General features: G+C 59.2%; 16 protein-coding genes. 10 read left to right on the top strand and 6 right to left on the bottom strand.

Annotated features, from left to right (window positions below; translation table 11 throughout):
• A partial coding sequence (locus F8N49_RS08265) for a CheR family methyltransferase (RefSeq protein WP_151551129.1) occupies positions 1 to 4,087 on the bottom strand: 4,087 nt, incomplete at its 3' end.
• Positions 4,088 to 4,272: 185 nt separating this feature from the next.
• A complete protein-coding gene (locus tag F8N49_RS08270) occupies positions 4,273 to 5,625 on the bottom strand; it encodes a lysozyme inhibitor LprI family protein (RefSeq protein WP_151551130.1) in 1,353 nt (450 codons plus the stop codon).
• A gap of 217 nt (positions 5,626 to 5,842) precedes the next feature.
• On the opposite strand from F8N49_RS08270, the gene F8N49_RS08275 reads away from it, so the two are divergent.
• The 4 genes from F8N49_RS08275 (at position 5,843) to F8N49_RS08290 (ending at position 11,029) form a co-directional block, all read left to right on the top strand.
• Entirely contained in the window at positions 5,843 to 7,447 is a 1,605-nt protein-coding gene (locus F8N49_RS08275; RefSeq protein WP_151551131.1) for a tetratricopeptide repeat-containing response regulator, read from the top strand.
• On the top strand, positions 7,444 to 8,136 hold the full coding sequence (locus F8N49_RS08280) for a sensor histidine kinase KdpD (protein ID WP_016773604.1): 693 nt from the start codon (positions 7,444 to 7,446) through the stop codon (positions 8,134 to 8,136). The genes F8N49_RS08275 and F8N49_RS08280 overlap by 4 nt, the downstream gene beginning before the upstream one ends.
• Positions 8,137 to 8,335: 199 nt before the next feature.
• The gene (locus tag F8N49_RS08285; RefSeq protein ID WP_177180904.1) at positions 8,336 to 9,577 is read left to right on the top strand and encodes a glutamine synthetase family protein; all 1,242 of its coding nucleotides are present in this window, start codon (positions 8,336 to 8,338) and stop codon (positions 9,575 to 9,577) included.
• Positions 9,578 to 9,646: 69 nt separating this feature from the next.
• On the top strand, positions 9,647 to 11,029 hold the full coding sequence (locus F8N49_RS08290) for an MFS transporter (RefSeq protein WP_071173273.1): 1,383 nt from the start codon (positions 9,647 to 9,649) through the stop codon (positions 11,027 to 11,029).
• Positions 11,030 to 11,103: 74 nt separating this feature from the next.
• Here F8N49_RS08290 and F8N49_RS08295 read toward each other — a convergent pair whose 3' ends face one another.
• From F8N49_RS08295 to flgA, 4 genes are all read right to left on the bottom strand, one after another.
• A complete protein-coding gene (locus F8N49_RS08295; protein ID WP_041479276.1) occupies positions 11,104 to 11,850 on the bottom strand; it encodes a flagellar brake protein in 747 nt (248 codons plus the stop codon).
• Positions 11,851 to 11,942: 92 nt separating this feature from the next.
• Positions 11,943 to 12,410, bottom strand: a complete 468-nt coding sequence (locus F8N49_RS08300) for a flagella synthesis protein FlgN (protein ID WP_016773608.1) — start codon at positions 12,408 to 12,410, stop codon at positions 11,943 to 11,945.
• 48 nt (positions 12,411 to 12,458) lie between these two features.
• Complete coding sequence (gene flgM / locus F8N49_RS08305) at positions 12,459 to 12,785, bottom strand: flagellar biosynthesis anti-sigma factor FlgM (protein WP_016773609.1); 327 nt, start codon at positions 12,783 to 12,785, stop codon at positions 12,459 to 12,461.
• 162 nt (positions 12,786 to 12,947) lie between these two features.
• On the bottom strand, positions 12,948 to 13,709 hold the full coding sequence (gene flgA, locus F8N49_RS08310; protein ID WP_073472167.1) for a flagellar basal body P-ring formation chaperone FlgA: 762 nt from the start codon (positions 13,707 to 13,709) through the stop codon (positions 12,948 to 12,950).
• An 82-nt stretch (positions 13,710 to 13,791) separates the two neighbouring features.
• Here flgA and F8N49_RS08315 point away from each other — a divergent pair, with 82 nt between their 5' ends.
• The 6 genes from F8N49_RS08315 (at position 13,792) to flgE (ending at position 18,930) form a co-directional block, all read left to right on the top strand.
• Positions 13,792 to 14,724, top strand: coding sequence for a chemotaxis protein CheV (locus F8N49_RS08315; RefSeq protein WP_016773611.1), 933 nt, complete (start codon positions 13,792 to 13,794; stop codon positions 14,722 to 14,724).
• A gap of 46 nt (positions 14,725 to 14,770) precedes the next feature.
• The gene (gene cheR / locus F8N49_RS08320) at positions 14,771 to 15,598 is read left to right on the top strand and encodes a protein-glutamate O-methyltransferase CheR (protein ID WP_016773612.1); all 828 of its coding nucleotides are present in this window, start codon (positions 14,771 to 14,773) and stop codon (positions 15,596 to 15,598) included.
• Positions 15,599 to 15,962: 364 nt separating this feature from the next.
• On the top strand, positions 15,963 to 16,373 hold the full coding sequence (gene flgB / locus F8N49_RS08330; protein WP_016773613.1) for a flagellar basal body rod protein FlgB: 411 nt from the start codon (positions 15,963 to 15,965) through the stop codon (positions 16,371 to 16,373).
• Between the two features lie 3 nt (positions 16,374 to 16,376).
• Positions 16,377 to 16,820, top strand: coding sequence for a flagellar basal body rod protein FlgC (gene flgC / locus F8N49_RS08335; RefSeq protein ID WP_016773614.1), 444 nt, complete (start codon positions 16,377 to 16,379; stop codon positions 16,818 to 16,820).
• A 15-nt stretch (positions 16,821 to 16,835) separates the two neighbouring features.
• Complete coding sequence (gene flgD, locus F8N49_RS08340; RefSeq protein ID WP_071173271.1) at positions 16,836 to 17,564, top strand: flagellar hook assembly protein FlgD; 729 nt, start codon at positions 16,836 to 16,838, stop codon at positions 17,562 to 17,564.
• Between the two features lie 31 nt (positions 17,565 to 17,595).
• Positions 17,596 to 18,930: a flagellar hook protein FlgE gene (gene flgE, locus F8N49_RS08345; protein WP_071173270.1), complete on the top strand. Its 1,335-nt coding sequence runs from the start codon at positions 17,596 to 17,598 to the stop codon at positions 18,928 to 18,930.
• The last annotated feature ends 19 nt before the right edge of the window (positions 18,931 to 18,949 follow it).

Genomic DNA, 18,949 nt, shown 5'->3' on the forward strand with positions numbered 1-18,949 from the left:
CGTACGCCACCGGTTTGCCCAGATGCTGATCGAACCCGGCTTCACGGGACTTCTGCATGTCGCTCTGAGTGCCATAACCGGTGAGGGCGATCGCTGGTACGTTTTTCACCAGCGGCAGTTTGCGCAGGGCAGCCATCAGTTCATAGCCGGTCATGACCGGCATGCCGAGGTCGGAGATGATCAGATCGTAGCGCGTGCTCTCAGCGGCTTTCAGCGCTGCCACGGGATGGTCGAAGGCCGTTACGTCGGCGTCTTCCATCTCCAGCAGCAGCTTCAAGGTCTCCAACACTTCCGGAGAATCGTCGACCAGCAGAATGCTCAAGCCATCGAGCTTGCCGGAAACCGGTTCAACCTCGGCTGTTGCAGCGGTTTCTTCAACATCAGTCGACAGCGGCAGGCGAACGGTAAAGGTACAACCGGCGCCGAGCCCCGGCGAAGCAACCTTCACCGTGCCGTGCTGGGCTTCTGTCAGTTGCCGCACCAGTGACAGGCCAATGCCCAAGCCTTCACGTTGATGGTTGGTGTGCTGTTTTTCCGCCTGGCCGAACAGATCGAAGACGTGTTCAAGGTTTTCCGCAGCGATGCCGACGCCGTTATCCTTGACGTCCAGTTGCGCCATTTTCCCGCTCTTGCTGGCGATCAACTCAATGCGCCCGCTCGGTGGTGTGAACTTCAAGGCATTGTTGACCAGATTCCAGATGATCTGCTCGACCCGTGTCGGGTCGGCATGAATGATCAGCGGTGCTTCAGGCAATTGCAGGTCGATCCGCGTGGCATGCTGCTCATTGAGCACTACCGTGTGGATGTCACGCAGAACCGCGCTCAGATCGACACGCGCCAATTGCAGTTTGAGCTTGCCGGTGCGCACCCGTGCTACATCAAGCAGGTCGTCGATGATCCGCGCCTGACTGGTCACCGCATCGCAAATGGTGTTGACCGCTTTGGTCGCCGGCCCGGCGGTGCGGATCATTGGCAAACGGCGCAACAGTTCGGCGTTGAGCTGGATCAGGTTGAGCGGGTGCTTGAGTTCGTGGGACATGACCGCGAAGAACTCATCACGCAGGGACACAGTATTGCGCGTCTGCGCCAGTTCCTTGCTCTGTTCATCCTGCTGGCGCTTGTGCCCGGTCAGGTCGCGGGCGATTTTCACATAGCCTTGCAAGCGATCGCCGCTGAGCAGTGTGACCTCGCCGCTGCAGAAGAAACGGCTGCCATCCTTGCGCACATGCCAGCGCTCATCCTCCGAGCGGCCGTGCTGGCGGGCGGTGGACAATTCACTTTCAGCCATGCCGGCAGCACGGTCTTCGGCTGTGAAGATGAAGTCGTAGTACTGACCTTCGGCCTCGTTTTTGCTGTGGCCAAAGATCAGTTCAGCGCCTTTGTTCCAACTGGTGATCGCACCCATTTCATCGAGGATGATAATCGCGTAATCACGCGTACTCTCAGCGACCAGACGCATGCGTTCTTCGCCCAGGCGCAGCTCTTCCTCGGCTTCGCGGCGTTTGCTGATGTCGATGAAGGTCAACACGGTGCCGTCGATGTGGTCTTCGCTGGAGCGATAAGGCAGCAAGCGGGCGATGTACCAGCGGTTATCGGTACTGTTGACCTCGCGTTCGATCATGTTCAGCGACTCGAACACTTGCGCCGCGTCCTCGGTCATCGCCGGGTAATTCAGACGATGGGTGATATCCAGCAGTGAACGGCCGGTGTCTACCGGCAGCATGCTGAAGATGTCGGTAGCGCGCGGCGTGAACCATTTGATGCGCATGCTGCGATCGACGAACACCGTAGCAATGTCAGTAGAAGCGATCAGATTGGTCAGATAATCGTTGATCTTGTCGGTTTCTTCGACTTTGGTCTTCAGCTCGTAATTGACCGTCAACAGCTCTTCATTGATTGACTGCAACTCTTCCTTGCTGGTCTCGAGCTCTTCGGTGGCCGAGCGCAGTTCTTCGTTGATCGCCTGCATCTCCTCGTTGGAAGCCTTGAGCTCTTCGCTGGAGATTTCCGACTGTTCGATGGTGTCCTGCAAATGCAATTTGGTGCGTTGCAGCTCACGTTCGAGGTTGGAGAGCACTTGGCTTTCAGTCTGCAGCACCGTGGTCAACGCCTGCTCGTGCGCGTCGATCTCCGTTTCATCGAAGGTCACCAGCACGCACTCGCTGTCGAAGTCGTCGTCCTTGTATGGCTGCGCAATCAGCGTGATGCGGTACTGACGCTCCTCGCGCTTGAGCAGCACTTCACGCGAGCGCACGGTGAGGTTGCTTTGCTGCACCTGGAACAGCGTCGTGCGGATTTCCAGGCGCAACTCCGGCAGGATCAGCGTCAGCAAGTTGCGTGACAGCTCGCCGCCGACATGCCGCAGGAAGCGCCCGGCGGCTTCGCTCATATGCAGGATATCGGCGTTGGTGTCGACGATAATGCTCGGCGGGGCGAAGCGTTCTATGGCGCGGCGGTGGATATCGGCAAACGACAGCTTGACGGGCTCGATGGCTTTCGATGGCGGTCGGGAAACGCTGGTGCGCATGTAACCGCCACGCGGCATGGTCGGGGTGCGGCGGCTGTTCGCGGTACCGGTCTTGGCGCGGAAGATGCGGTTGCGCTTGTCCACGGGCGCGAACAGTTCGTGGCAGGCATCGGCGCTTTCCGAAGTGCCGAGAAACAGGAAACCACCCGGGCGCAGGGCGAAGTGGAACATCTGCAGGATTTCCCGCTGCACCTCGCGATCCAGGTAAATCAGCAGATTGCGGCAAACGATCAGGTCGATCTGCGAGAACGGCGGATCGGACAACAGGCTGTGCTTGGCGAACAGCACTTTCTCGCGGATTTCCTTGCGGATCCGGTAGTGGTCATCGTCTTTGACGAAATAGTGCCGAAGGCGTGTTGGCGGTACGTCGGTGACGATGGCTTGCGGATAGGTGCCGGCGCGGCCAGTGGTGATCGCGCGTTCGTCGATATCGGTGGCGAACACTTGCAGGTTGGCCTTGCTGCTTTGTACCTGCATCTGATCATCGAGCAGGATTGCCAGGCTGTAGGCTTCTTCGCCGGTCGAGCAGCCGGCAGACCAGACGCGCAATTCTTCTTTTTCCGACGAGTCGGCAACCGATTGCACCAGTTGCGGCAGCACATCGCGCTCAAGGGCTTCGAAGGCTTCGCGGTCACGGAAGAAGTTGGTCACGCCGATCAGCATATCGCCGAGCAGGGCCTTGGATTCTTCCGGGGTATTTTGCAGGTAGTCGTAATAGGCGCCGAGGTCAGACTGGCTGGTGACCTGCATGCGCCGCTCGATGCGGCGCAGCACGGTGGCGCGCTTGTAGTGTTTGAAGTCATGGCCGGTGCTGCTGCGCAGGTACAACAGGATTTCATGCAGGCGTTGTTCGGCGATCGACGCTTCGTGTTCGTTTGCAGGCTTCAAGGCTTTCAAGTCGGGATCATTGGCGCTGGGTAATTTGATGTTCTGAGAGTTGCGCCACAGCTCCATCAGTTTCTGCGGCATCTCGACCACTGGCAGTATCAGATCGACCATGCGCGTCTCGATGGCGGCGCGCGGCATGCCGTCGAACTCGGCGTCTTCCGGCACTTGCACCAGCGTCACGCCACCCTGTTCCTTGATTCGCGACAAGCCCACCGCACCATCGGAACCGGTGCCTGAAAGCACCAGGCAAAAAGCCCGCTCGCGATGCACATCGGCCAGATCGCGGAAGAACAGGTCGATGGCAGTGTGGCGCGCGTGCGGTGAGCCAGCGGGGCTGACGCGCAGGTAGCCGTCATTCATCGTCAGCGAGTGCGCCGGAGAAATCACGTACACGCAGTTCTTTTCGATCGGCACCGGCTGCGTCACTTGCAGCACCGGCATGCGCGTCGATTCCTGAATGATCTGGTCGGCGATGCTCTGGTGATCGGGCGACAGGTGCAGAATGATCACGAACGCCATGCCACTGTCCTTCGGCATATGCTCGAAAAACAGCTTGATTGCTTGCAGGCCGCCCGCCGAGGCGCCGATGCCCACCACCGGGAAATTCAGGTGGCTGGGGGTCAGGTCCTTGCGTTCGGGCGCAGAGGGCGAGGCAGGGGTTTTCGAGGTCATCACTTCGGCCTTTTTTTGTGGCGTTACAAGCGTATCGCGGACGTCCGGGGGCGCAGGTAATTGAGCAGAATAAACCTCATTTGCGAATCTGCCTGCACTTTTGAAGGACAAATGTGCTGCCTGTGTTTTTGACATCCGGTGATTGGCAACCGTGCCGATTAATTTGCCGGCGTGATGATGGGTTGTCAGTCGTCGTTGATTTCGACTTTGCCAAGGCTCCCGCTGACCTCGGTTACATGCCGACGGCCGAAGACTTCGTAGGTAGTCCCGCTGGCCTCTACGCCCGGCTTGCGCACGGCCAGTTGAGCGAATAATCCCGTCTTTTCGCTGTAACTGCCGAACCAGTCAATCAGCGCCCCGATGTAGCATTCGCCGCCGATCATTACCGGCAAATCGGCGATCTTTTCGATGGTGTAGTGCCCTGGACCGTAGCTGTAGTAATCGTCTTCGCCGGCGCCCGTCGGAGGAATGGGGCAAAGGGGCGCGTCAGGGTTTGAGCCCGATGCGACTTTCATTGCCTGAGTGATGGCGTGGTCGAGTGCCGCGCGCAAATCCGCTTCGAGCTCATAGGTGCTGGTGCCGTCTTCCGTATGTTGCGTGGTTGGCACTTGCAGGGAGTAAGCGTAACGCACGGACACCGTCGGTACCTGATGGTTGATCTTCAGCGGATTGAGCAGGTAAAGATTATCGACACCATAGGCGCCGTTTCGGTAAGCGGCATAAATTCTGTCGTGAAGCCTGATCCAGCTGATTGCCTGATTAGCGCCACGGTCGTTGGTGTAGAACAGCGAGCTTTCCGGCTCGACCGATCTTTTGACGAACCGCTCGCCCGTGCGGCGCCAGGTTTCCACGTAGGTGAACAAGCCGGTGCCGCCTGCGTATGTGTCGACGATAAGGTCGCGCTGGCCATCATTGTCCAGATCCAGCAGTGCGTAGGAAGACCGTCCGGTCTCGGCGGCGCCGTCGATGCTTGAGGCGTTCAATGCTTTCCATTCGTCCTCGCTCACGCCTTCGGGACGCGACTTGGGGAAGCTGGTTTGCTCGCCGTAGCTGTCGACTGGATCGCCCTCGAACGATGTCTGCGAAGACTCGAAAGCCCGTGCGGCCAAGGCATGTTCCAGCGCAAATTCCGGGTGGTTTTTGCTCTCGGCACGAATGCTTTCCTGCAGATCGTTCATCGCCTGAAGATCCACGGCGTCCGGCTGCCACATTGCGGCTTGCGTCCATTGTGCCTGCAACGCTTGCAGGCGCTGGCGGTAGCTGCCATCCAGGCAAGCGACATCGACTGCGCAGGCATTGCGGGTTTTTAGCCAGGCGCGCTGGGTGCGCTTGAGCGCAGGTTGCGTCGCTGTGGCAGATGTCATCAGTTGGCGATACAGCGTGCCCATCTGCGCGTCGAGCTCATAAAGCGGTTTATTCGCGCAAATCGTGTTTTCCACGTCGTTCGCCGCTTTGGTGCAGTCCATTGCCGCCGCACTCATTGGCTGGATAAACAGCAGCAAAAAGGCCGACAGGATGTAGCGTCCCTTGATGTACACGATTCAGTCCCTATGAAAATCCTTGAGCAGGCGCGCAGAGTAATACTCCAGGCAACATTCTTGAAGCACCACCCTCAGGCCCGGGCATTTTTGGCCGATAACCCGAACGGTGAGTTCAGACTCCAGCGAAATCGCTTGATGGCGCATGGCCTCCAGCTATCATCTGCGCGCCTGAAATCGCCTCGGTTCGTTTTCTTCAATTGCCTGGAAATCTTCGATGTCGTCGTATCACCAAAAAAGCTTTCTGATCGTCGATGATTTTTCCGATTTCCGCAGTTCCGTGCGTTCGATGTTGCGTGAGCTCGGCGTCAAGGATGTCGATACTGCCGACACTGGCGAGCAGGCGCTGAAGATGTGCTCGCAGAAGTCCTACGATTTCATTCTTCAGGACTTCCACCTCGGCGACGGCAAGAAGAATGGCCAGCAGGTGCTCGAAGACCTTATGTCGGAAAAGCTCATCAGCCACGAAGCCGTTTTCGTCATGGTCACGGCCGAGACCAGTCAGGCGATGGTGCTCAGTGCGCTGGAGCATGAGCCGGATGCGTACCTGACCAAGCCGTTCAACCGTTCCGGGCTGGCCCAGCGCCTTGAGCGTCTGGAGCAACGCAAGACCTTGCTCAAACCGATTCTGCAGGCCCTCGATCGCGGTAAGCCGGTCGAGGTGCTCAATGCCTGCATTGCCCTGTGCAAACAGGACATCCGCTATTCGCCGCTGTGCCTGCGCTACCGCGCCGACGCCCTGCGCGACATGAACCAGAACGAAGCGCTGGAGCGGCTCTACGACGGCATCATTGCCGACCGGCCGTTGCCGTGGGCCTTCGCTGGATTGGGCAAGTTGCTGTTCAAGCGCGGGCAGGTGTCGCAGGCCAAAGAGGTCTATGAAAAGGCCTTGAAAGTGTTCCCGATGATGCCGGCGCTGTATGACGGCATGGCCGATGTGCTGGTGGCCGAAGGCGACAGCAAAGGCGCGCAGCGGGTGCTCGAAGAAGCGATTCGCCTGTCGCCGCTGGCGGTGCGCCGTCAGGCTTTGCTCGGCAAACTGGCGATGGCCAACGAAGATTTCGAAACCGCCGCGCGCGCTTATCGTCAGGCCGTGGCGCAGGGCGCGCAGTCGCGTTTCAAGGACCCGGAAAGCAATCTCGGCCTGGCTCATGCGCTGATCAGCAAGGGCAGCGATCGCGGCCTCGACACGCGCACGCGGCTGGAGATCAACACCACCCTCAGTGCCGTGGCCAAGGAGAACCCGAGCGATCCCGGCCTGCAAATTCGCGCGCGGCTGATGAAGGCCACCAGCCTGTTGCTCAACGACGCTGAAACCGCTGACAAACTCACCGAACAAGCACTGATGCGCCTCGATGGCATGGAGCAATTCATGAGCCCCGAGGCGGCGTTGCTGGTGGCCAAGCAGTTGCAAATGCTCGGTCAGGCCGAGGCGGGCACTTCGATGCTCAAGAGCTGCGCGGAGATTTACGGGGATGACCCGGCGGTGATGAAAGACATTGCCAAGCTCACCGACGATCCGACGATTCTCAGTTCGAGCAACGCTGCGGCCGATCTCAACCGCCAGGGCGTGCGCGTGTACAAGACCGGCAATCTGGTCGAGGCCCGCGAGGTGTTCCGCAAGGCGCTCAAGTTGCAACCGAAAAACATCAGTATTGCGCTGAACCTGGCCCAGTCGCTGCTGCACGGCACCGACACCAGTGTGCCGTCGGCGGAGCTGGAAGAATGTCGGGCCTGCCTGAAACTGGTGGGCCTGATGCCCGACACCGACGCGCGGTTTGCGCGTTATCAGAAGCTGAAAAGCAAGGCGTTTGGCGAATGAACCCAATTGATCCGGCGCTGGATTTTTCCACGGTGATTGCCTCCACCGTCCACGACATGAAGAACTCCCTGGCCATGCTGATGCAGGCGCACAGCCAATGGCTGGCGCGTCTGCCGAAAGAGCTGCGCGACGGCTCGGAACAGGGCGTGATCGACTTCGAGTTCGCCCACCTCAACGGCATGCTCGTGCAGTTGCTCGGGCTGTACAAACTCGGCGTCAATCAGTTGCCGCTCCAGCCGGCGTATCACGAACTCGACGATTTCATTGAGGCGCAACTGGCCGCGCATCAGGAAGTGTTTGCCAGTCGCGGCATCATCGCCACCTATGAAGTCGATCCGTTGAGCCCGCTGGGTTTCTTCGATCGCGAGCTGATCGCCTCGGTGCTCGGCAACTGCATCAACAATGCGATCCGTTACGCCCGCGAGTCGCTGCTGATTACTGTCAGTGATGAAGCCGGGCAACTGGTATTGAGCATCAACGACGACGGCGACGGCTATCCAGCAGAGATGCTCGAGCGTCAGGCCGATTATGTGCAGGGCATCAATCACAGCAGCGGCAGCACCGGCCTCGGTCTGTATTTCGCCAATCGCATCGCCGCGCTGCACCAGCGCAACGGCGTGGAAGGGCGCACCGAAATCAGCAATGGCGGGCCGTTGGGTGGAGGGGTATTCAGCCTCTACCTGCCGTGACAGGCTTTTTGTTTGACGCTGCTTGATATTCCGAACAGCCGCAGCCTATTTTGTCCGGGTCGCCGTTCGCGGCTCGCATAACAACAAGGATTGCGTCATGACAACCGATGGCCAGGGTTCACTCGCGCAGCGATTGACCGGCATTGATGAGATTGAATGTGTCACCCCGGATCTGAACGGTGTGCCACGGGGCAAGGTGATGACCGCCGAGGGTTTCCTCGAGGGGCGGCGTTTGCAGTTGGCGCGGGGTGTGCTGCTGCAATGCATCATGGGCGGCTATCCGCCGGCGCGGTTCTACGGCAGCGATGACGGCGATCTGGCGCTGGTTGCCGATCCTGCGCAGATTCACCGTTTGCCCTGGAGCGACGAGCCGCGTGCCATGGCGATTTGCGACGCCGACGAACTGAGCGGGGGGAGCTCAAGTCTCTCGACCCGTGGTCAGCTCAAAGCGGTCATCGCCCGTTACGCCGCGCACGGTCTGGCGCCGGTGGTGGCGACCGAGCTGGAATTTTTTGTCTTCGCACCGAACACCGATCCGACTCAGCCGTTCCGTCCGCCGGTCGGCCTCGACGGCCGTCGCGAGGATGGCCAGTCGGCGTTCAGCGTCAGTTCCAACAACGGTCTGCGGCCGTTCTTCAGCGAAGTGTATAAATGCATGGCCGCCCTGGGCCTGCCGCGCGACACCTTCATGCATGAAATGGGCGTCAGCCAGTTCGAGATCAATCTGCTGCACGGCGATCCGCTGCTGCTGGCCGATCAGACGTTCCTGTTCAAGCACCTGCTCAAGGAGGTCGCGCTCAAGCATGGCCTGAACGTGGTGTGCATGGCCAAACCGCTGGCGCATACGCCGGGCAGCTCGATGCATATTCACCAGAGTATCGTTGAGATCGGCAGCGGCAAGAATGTCTTCACTGACTCGAACGGCGAGCCGACGTCGATGTTCCGCCACTTCATCGGCGGGCAACAGGCAGGCCTCGCCGATTTCACCGCACTGTTTGCGCCCAACGTGAATTCCTATCAGCGCCTGTGTCATCCGTACGCGTCGCCGAACAATGCCTGCTGGTCCCATGACAATCGCGCCGCCGGCTTGCGTATTCCCGCCAGCTCGCCGGTCGCACGTCGGGTCGAAAATCGTCTGCCGGGCGCCGACGCCAACCCTTATCTGGCGATCGCCGCCAGTCTGGCTGCGGGTTTGCACGGCATCGAACAGGAACTGGAGCCGAGCGCGGCAATCCAGGGTGAGTTCGCCGTGCCGGATAATCTGGCCTTGCCGTGTACCTTGCACGCCGCGCTGGAGCGTCTGAAACGTAGCCAGTTGGCGAGGGAACTGTTCGGGTCGGAGTTCATCGAAGGCTACATCGCTTCGAAGACCATGGAGTTGACCAGCTTCTTTGATGAAATCACTCCCTGGGAGCGCCGTGTGCTGGCCGCCCAGGCCTGACGTATCGCTGCTGCCGGGCAGTCGTTCTGACCGCCCGGTATTTACTGCAAGGAGCCGCTCGGAACGCCGATGCGCCAAATCTGGAAATCCTTTCGAGCGCTGTATTTCGCCTCGCTGATGATGTTGATCGGCTCAGGCCTTCTTTCTACTTATCTGGCTTTGCGTCTGGCTGCCGACAACGTCGACGGGCTGTGGGTCGGTGCGCTGATGGCGGCCAACTATTTCGGTCTGGTGCTGGGCGGCAAGATCGGCCATCGCCTGATCGCCCGGGTCGGGCATATCCGTGCCTACTCGGCGTGTGCCGGGATCGTCGGCGCGGCGGTGCTCGGCCATGGGCTGGTGGACTGGCTGCCGGCGTGGCTGGTGCTGCGGACGATCGTCGGTCTGGGCATGATGTGTCAGTACATGGTCATCGAGAGCTGGCTCAACGAGCAGGCCGATGCCAATCAACGCGGCCTGGTATTCAGCGGTTACATGATCGCCTCGTACCTGGGCCTGGTGCTGGGCCAACTGATTCTGGTCATGCACCCCGGCCTCGGCCTGGAACTGCTGATGCTGGTGGCGCTGTGCTTTGCCCTGTGTCTGGTGCCGGTGACGCTGACCCGACGGATTCACCCGGCGCCTCTGCACCCCGCGCCGATGGAGCCGCGCTTCTTTATCAAGCGTGTGCCGCAATCGCTGAGCACGGTGCTCGGCGCCGGTCTGATCATTGGTTCGTTCTACGGTCTGGCGCCGCTGTATGCATCGCAACAGGGGCTGACGACCGAGCAGGTCGGTCTGTTCATGGGTAGCTGCATTTTTGCCGGTCTGCTGGTGCAGTGGCCGTTGGGCTGGTTGTCCGACCGTTATGACCGCGCGCTGCTGATTCGCTGCTTTGCCGGGTTTCTGGCGGTGGCGGCTTTGCCGTTGGCGATCATGCCGCAGGTGCCGCTGGAGGTGCTGTTCGTTGTCGGCTTCTTCTGTTCGCTGGTGCAGTTCTGCCTGTATCCGCTGGCGGTGGCGTTTTCCAACGACCACGTCGAAGGCGATCGCCGCGTGTCGCTGACCGCCATGTTGCTGGTGACTTACGGCGTCGGCGCGAGCATCGGGCCGCTGCTGGCGGGCGTGCTGATGAAATTTCTCGGCAGTCAGAGCCTGTATGCGTTTTTCAGTTTCTTCGCGTTGGTGCTGGTCTGGCGGATTCGTCCGAAAGCGGTCACCAACCTGCACCAGGTCGACGACGCACCGCTGCATCACGTGGCAATGCCGGACAGCATGTCGAGCTCGCCGCTGGTGGCGGCGCTTGACCCGCGTGTCGATGAGCAGGTGGTGCAGGAGCAGATGGTCCAGGACCCGGCGCCGGTCACTCCTGAGCCTGAGCCCGAAGCGCAGCCGGAAGCAGTCGTTGAAACCGAACTGGACAGCGGCAATGACGACAAGCCAGCGCCAGATATCAGTGGTGGCCGGCCTTAAGTCGCACGTAAACATCGGCGCGTAAAAAAAGGGCAGTCCCGCACAGGACTGCCCTTTTTTTTGATCGCTGCGACTCAGAGATCGTCTTTGTCGAAACGCCGTGCTTCACGCTGCAACTGGTAAACAAAGCGCTCGACGTTGCGCGCAGCCTGGCCACTGATGTTGTGAAAGCGCAGCCCGGCGAAGGTGATGTTGAGTTTTTCTTCGAAATGCAGATAGCGCAGTTCGACCGATGTTGGCTGGTTGCCGAACAGCGGCGGGGCGATCAGGCGATCGTAGACCTGGCCCAGTTGCAGGCGATCAGTGATGTCGCCTTCGAAGCGGAATTTGCAACCGGTCGCAGAAATATCCAGCAGCTTGCCGTGCAGAGGAACCTTGAGCTTTTCGCCGCCCAGTTCAACGCTGACCAGATCGGTGAGCTTCAACGCAGCGCGGAAGGCGTTACGGCGCTGGTGATAGACCACTTCGCTCGGCAGGTCGCCGGTGTAGAAACGGTCGCCGTCGGATTCTTCGATGTTCAGCGTGCCGTTGCATTCCCAGGCGATGCGTACGCCGTCATGAAAGCCTTCGACCTTGAACGGCTCGCCAGCCTGGAGGAAGCGCTCGCCGTCGCGTGGAATCATTTCGTCCAGCGCGATCGTTGCGGTTTCGCGGTCGACCTTGATCAGGTAACTCTGAAAGCGCTGGCTGCGTTCATGGAAAGTGATGATCAGCGGATCGTGGCTGTCTTGCAGCTGGCGCAGGTTGCTGGAGATTTCCAGTGGCGTGGTGAGCACCTTCGGAGGCTGCGGAGCATCATCCGCGCTTAGGGTGTTGGACACGGTTCTTCAATCTCCAGACAAAATAAGACTACGACTGGCCAGTATTTTGCCAGCATGTTGCGCAAGTGGATAGTGCAGGGCCAGCGAATGGCTCATGCCTGGCTGAGCGTTCGCGGCTTGACCGGTTTGGCAAAGGTCCCGCTGGCGTCGTACAGCGCTGGCGGCTCACCGCCGGTGAGGATCTTAAGCTGGTTGGCCGTAGTCGCCTGCTGGATCTGGATCGACTGGCCGTTCTTGATGTTGGCCGCCTGGCATTGGGCGATCAGCGCGGTCAGGGCGTCGCCCTGAGTCAGCAACTGGTCGCCAATGCTCGACTGGCTGGCCAGTTGCTCAAGACCTGTGCGATCAGTCGGCAGGTTGAGGCTGGCGAGGATTTCGCTGCGCTTGCGGCCATGCTGCTCGAGCAGAATGATCAACGCTTGCTTGGTCGCCAGAATTTCTTCCAGCAACGGCATGTCACGACCATGCAAAGCGAGGGATTCTGTTTGCAATAACTCCAGCAATTGTTGCGCTGGAGCAAAGTCGTCGTTGATCAGTTGCAATAAGTTAGTGTCGTGCATGGCTGGCCTTGGGGTTTAAGCGTCCAAAAGCCTGGCGCCGGCAAAAGCCTAGCGCTGGGCTTCGAAGTTGAGCAGTTTGCTGGCTACACGGTTGCTGTCGACTTTATAGCTGCCATCGGCAATCGCGGCTTTCAACTCGGCCACACGGGCTTTGTCGACAGCAGGCTGATCGCGCAGCTTGTCAGTGACCTTCTGCAACTGTTGAGCCTCATTGCTGAGGTGTACCGACTCCCCGCTTTTGGCGACATTGGCCTGTTCGGCCTGGGTATTCAGCGGCGCGGAGGGGCTGTTTTCAGCGCTTTCCTTGGCGTTGCTGGTACGTGTGCTGCCGGTTAGTGACGAGGAACTGTTCAATCGGTTGAAATCGATAACCATGATAAAAAACCTCTGGGAATTTGGACGCTTGCCATGTTTTCGGCTATCCCCTGAAAAACTTTAGGCCCAATCAACCATAAGCTTGCATGCGCCGTTGCGAGACCTGCTGCGGCACAGTTTAGGGAAGCGACGGGATCGGCGCCAGTTTTCTCCACGAGGCTTTTACATGGCCACTTCGACCTGTCCCGGCGCAATCACCTGCGCCTTGATAACTCTTTGAGAATTAAGGTTTTTTACTCGAATCTGTTCTTTCATGCCGCCATTGGAGAGCGCTTCCCCCGGCATGCGTACGGCAAGGGTGCCGCTGCGCGCAGTGATCACCACCTGGTCACCCTTGCGCACCACTTCGGCCTGTTCCAGATGCACCAGTGTGATGACCTGATCGGCGACCGTTGGTCGGGTAAGTTTCTGCCCGATCGCTTCGTCGACGGAAGTCAGGAAACCCTGGTTGATCGTGCTGACGTCGCGCTCGCGCAAGGTCACATCCTGCGGCTCGATAATGCCGGCGCGTTTCAGCGGACGAGTGGTCGTCACGATCTCGCGAAACAGGCGGACTTGAGCGGGTACGAACACCGTCCAGGGCGAACTGCCTTCGCAGCGAACCTTCACCGTGACGCGGCCCAGCGGGCGTGCCGGGCTCTCCAGCGTGGCTGTCAATTCCTTGTCGCACATGGGCATGCGCATGCGCGGGTCGAGCTGGTTGACTTCGATTTCGTAGCGGCCTTCGGTTTGACTGGAAGCCAGATAGTCTTCTACGGTGAATTCAAGAAAGCCCTGAGTCACGCCGATAAGCATATCAGGCAAGGTAACCGCATCTGCATGGGCAGGACTGCCAGCAAGCAAGCAGCAAACGGCGGACACCGCGCAAAGCCCTTTGCGAAGGGAGGATGTCAGGCGTCGGGAAAATGTCGTTTGAGCGTTCATACGAGTTAAAAAGCAAGCGCCGTGCCGTTTAGCAATGAATGTGCGTCGCAACAACACTTGGCGTTGGTGTAGGAGTCTGGGCATGGCTGGTGTAATGGATTCGGTGAACCAGCGCACGCAACTGGTAGGGCAGAATCGCCTCGAGCTGCTGTTGTTCCGTCTCGACGGGCCGCAGCTCTACGGGATCAACGTGTTCAAGGTACGGGAAGTGTTGCAGTGCCCGTCCCTGACGTTGATGCCCAAATCCAGTCCTGTCGTGTGCGGGGTAGCGAATATACGGGGAGCGACCATTCCGATCCTGGATCTGGCAATGGCAACGGGCTCCGGTGCGTTGAAAGACAAGAACAGTCCGTTCGTGATCATCACGGAGTACAACACCAAGACCCAGGGTTTCCTGGTCCGCTCGGTGGAGCGCATCGTCAACATGAACTGGGAAGAGATCCATCCGCCACCCAAGGGTACCGGTCGCGATCACTACCTGACCGCTGTGACTCGGGTCGACAACCAGTTGGTCGAAATCATCGACGTCGAGAAGGTGCTGGCCGAAGTGGCGCCGACGCCGGAAGCGATTTCGGTGGGCGTGGTCGATGTCGAGACGCAGACCAAGGCGTTGTCGCTGCGGGTGCTGACGGTCGATGACTCGTCGGTGGCGCGCAAGCAGGTCACGCGTTGTCTGCAGACCATCGGTGTCGAAGTGGTGGCGCTGAACGACGGCAAGCAGGCGCTGGATTACCTGCGCAAGCTGGTCGACGAGGGCAAGAAGCCGGAAGAAGAGTTCCTGATGATGATTTCCGACATCGAGATGCCGGAGATGGACGGGTACACCCTGACGGCGGAAATCCGCGGCGACGCACGCATGCAAAAGCTCCATATCATCCTGCATACTTCGTTGTCGGGGGTATTCAATCAGGCGATGGTGAAGAAAGTCGGTGCTGATGACTTCCTGGCCAAATTCCGTCCTGATGACCTCGCATCCCGGGTAGTCGACCGGATCAAAGCAGCAGATATCAGCTAGGGGCCTTCTGCCCCTGGCGGTCAACACGATTTAAGAGGCGGCATCATTGTCTACGGGTAATTTGGATTTCGAACAGTTCCGGGTCTTCCTGGAAAAAGCCTGTGGCATTCTGCTCGGTGAAAACAAGCAGTATCTGGTCTCGAGCCGTCTCAACAAACTGATGGAGCAGCAAGGCATCAAGTCCCTGGGTGAGCTGGTGCAGCGCATCCAGACCCAGCCGCGCAGCGGTTTGCGCGAGCAGGTGGTCGATGCCATGACGACTAACGAAACCCTGTGGTTTCGCGACACCTATCCGTTTGAAGTCTTGAAGAACAAGGTACTGCCGGAAGCGATCAAGGCCAGCCCCAATCAGCGTCTGCGGATCTGGTCGGCGGCCTGCTCGTCGGGACAGGAACCGTACTCGCTGTCGATGTCGATCGACGAGTTCGAGCGCAGCAACCTGGGTCAGTTGAAGATGGGCGTGCAGATCGTTGCCACCGATCTGTCGGGCCTGATGCTCAACAACTGCAAGACCGGCGAGTACGACAGCTTGGCGATCGGTCGCGGTCTGTCGCCGGAACGCCTGCAACGCTACTTCGACCCGAAAGGGCCGGGGCGCTGGGTGGTCAAGGCGCCGATCAAGAGCCGGGTGGAATTCCGCTCGTTCAACCTGCTCGACAGCTACGCGGCGCTGGGCAAGTTCGACATCGTGTTCTGCCGCAACGTGTTGATCTACTTCTCTGCCGAAGTGAAGAAGGACATCCTGTTGCGCATTCACAGCACGTTGAAGCCGGGCGGGTATCTGTTCCTTGGCGCTTCGGAAGCGCTGAACGGATTGCCGGATCATTACCAGATGGTTCAGTGCAGCCCGGGGATTATTTACAAGGCGAAATAAGCGGTTTGCGCTGATACAAAAAACGGGAAGCCCGCAAAGGCCTCCCGTTTTTTATGCCCGAAGAAATTCTCTTAACACCAACAATCCCTGTGGGAGCGAGCTTGCTCGCGAAGAGGCCGTCACATTCTGCATTTGCATTGGCTGACACGCCGCCTTCGCGAGCAAGCTCGCTCCCACAATTGTCCGGCTGTGATGGGACGGCAAGCGGCAGAAAAGCGGCATCTGGCGGTAACCGGTTGCCGCTTTTCTGGCATTGCCGCTTAGCCTGTTCGGCGCAAAGCCCCGGAATACGGGGATTTGTTCATTTGGCACGGCGCTTGCTAAAGCTCAGATACGAAAAACCGGTCACCTGAAGGTTCCCGACATGAGCATCAGCTTCGACAAAGCGCTGGGCATTCACGAAAAGGCATTGGGCTTCCGCGCCCAGCGTGCCGAAGTGCTGGCCAACAACATCGCCAACGCCGACACCCCTAACTACAAGGCGCGGGATCTGGATTTCTCCAAAGTGCTCGAAGCACAGACCGAGAAGACCAAGACCGGCGGCCACTTTGCCCTGAACATGACCAACAGCCGGCACATCGAGGCTGAAGGGCTGGGCAACGGCGACGAGTCGCTGATGTATCGCACGCCGATGCAGCCTTCGATCGACCAGAACACCGTCGACGCTCAACTGGAACAGTCGAACTACGCGGAAAACGCCGTCGGCTTCCAGGCCAGCTTCACCTTGCTCAACAGCAAATTCAAAGGGCTGGTGTCAGCCCTGCGCGGAGAATAATCCATGTCCCTGTCCAGCGTTTTCAACATTGCCGGCAGCGGCATGAGCGCGCAGACCACACGCCTGAACACCGTGGCTTCGAACATCGCCAACGCCGAAACCGTTTCGTCGAGCATCGACCAGACCTACCGCGCGCGCCATCCGGTATTCGCCACCATGTTCCAGGGCGGCCAGGCCGGCGGCAGCAATTCGCTGTTCCAGAACCAGGACGCGGCCGGGCAGGGCGTGCAGGTGCTCGGCGTCGTCGAAGACCAGAGCAATCTTGAAGCGCGCTACGAGCCGAACCATCCGGCTGCCGACGCCAAGGGCTATGTCTACTACCCGAACGTCAACGTGGTGGAAGAAATGGCTGACATGATTTCCGCGAGCCGCTCGTTCCAGACCAACGCGGAAATGATGAACACCGCCAAAACCATGATGCAGAAGGTACTGACCCTCGGTCAGTAATAAGGGGCGACTGCCATGAGCGTTACGGATACCACCAGCAGCCTGAGCATGAACGACATCCTGGCCAACTCGTCGAAGAAGGCCAGCAGCACTACGTCGGGCGGCATCGCTTCGGCGACCAACAGTGCCACCGGCGGCCAGGCGCTGGGCAAGGATGCTTTCCTGCAATTGCTGGTCACCCAGCTGAAAAACCAGAACCCGCTCGATCCGCAGGACAACAGCGCGTTCGTTGCGCAACTGGCGCAGTTCAGCAGCCTTGAAGGCATTACCACGCTGAACTCCACCGTCAGTGGCCTTGCCGGCAACTACAACTCGTCGCAGGCGCTGCAAGCGTCGTCGCTGGTCGGTCGCAACGTGATTGTGCAGACCAACACCGCCCAGCTCGATGACCCGAGCAAAGGTCTGACCGGTTCGGTCAGCGTGCCGTCGTCGATTGCCGGCGGCACCGTGACCATCACCGACAAGGACGGCAAAACCGTGCGCACCATCGACCTGGGCAGCCGCGCTGCCGGCGATGCCAGCTTCACTTGGGACGGCAAGGACACTGCTGGCACCGTGGTGCCGGTCGGTACTTACACCTTCAAGGCCAACGCACCGATCAACGGCACCGCGACGGACCTGGCGACTTACCTGCCAGCGACCGTCAACAGCGTGACGATCAGCCAGACCGGCGGTGAGCTGATGCTCAACCTGGCTGGCAAAGGCACCGTCGCCCTGTCCAAAGTACAAACCATTGGTATATAGAGCCGACTAACCCGGCATAAAGGAGTGGAATATGTCTTTCAATATCGGCCTTAGCGGTCTCTATGCAGCCAACAAGCAACTGGACGTGACCGGCAACAACATCGCCAACGTCGCCACCGCCGGTTTCAAATCCTCGCGGGCAGAATTCGCAGACGTGTACTCGGCCACTCGTTTGGGTACCGGTACCAAAGTGATCGGCAACGGCGTGCGCCTGGCCAATGTGTCCCAGCAGTTCACCCAGGGTGACATCAACAACACTGGCAACGTGCTGGACATGGGGATCAACGGTTCCGGCTTCTTCACCATGAGCAACAACGGCTCGATCTCGTACACCCGTGCCGGTACGTTCAAGGTCGACGACCAAGGTTTCATTACCAATACCGACTACACCTCGCGTCTGCAGGGTTACGGTGTGGATGCCAACGGCAAGATCCTCAACGGTGTGTTGACCGACTTGAAGATCGATACCTCGAACCTCGCGCCGAAATCCACTTCGGCGGTGACCTCGAGCATCAACCTGAATTCGTCGGCACCGAAAATCATCGATACTGGCGCCACTGCCGTCGTGTTCGATCCTTCCAAGCCTGAGACTTACACCAAGTCCTTCAGCACGCCGATCTATGACACTCAGGGCAACTCGCACGTCATGGATCAGTACATGGTCAAGACCGGCGACAATGTCTGGAAGGTCTACACCCTGGTTGATGGACGCAACCCGGATGCTACCGGTACCAATCCTGTCACCACGCCGCCGGTGGCTTCGACGCTGACGTTCGACAGTTCAGGCAAACTGGTTCAGGTGAGCACGCCTAACCCGGCGGACCCGACTACCCCGATCATCAGCAGTGACCTGACCCTGAAAAACTGGAAGCCAGGCACCGTGACCAATGGCGTATTTACGCCTAACGGCGCAGCGGCGAACCCGAATGGCGTGACCATTTCCATGGCCAGCACCACCCAATACAACGCCGACACCTCACGCACGATCCCGACTCAGGATGGTTACGCTACCGGCCAGATCACCAACCTGACCATCGACGGCACCGGTACCCTGTTCGCTAACTTCAGCAACAACCAGAACAAGGCCATCGGCCAGGTCGCATTGGCCAGCTTCACTAACGAGCAAGGTCTGCAAGCTGTCGGCGGCACCAGCTGGAAGGAAACCTTCGCTTCGGGTATCCCGGGTTATGACGCTCCGGAAACCGGCACGCTGGGCTCCATCCAGTCCAACTCGCTGGAAGAGTCGAACGTCAACCTGACCAATGAGCTGGTCGATCTGATCAAGGGCCAGAGCAACTATCAGGCGAACGCGAAGACCATTTCGACGCAGAGCACGATTATGCAGACCATCATTCAGATGACCTGACATTGATGTTTTGTAAAAA

This window comes from Pseudomonas sp. GXM4, from assembly GCF_008923895.1.
In the GTDB taxonomy this organism is placed as follows: domain Bacteria; phylum Pseudomonadota; class Gammaproteobacteria; order Pseudomonadales; family Pseudomonadaceae; genus Aquipseudomonas; species Aquipseudomonas atacamensis.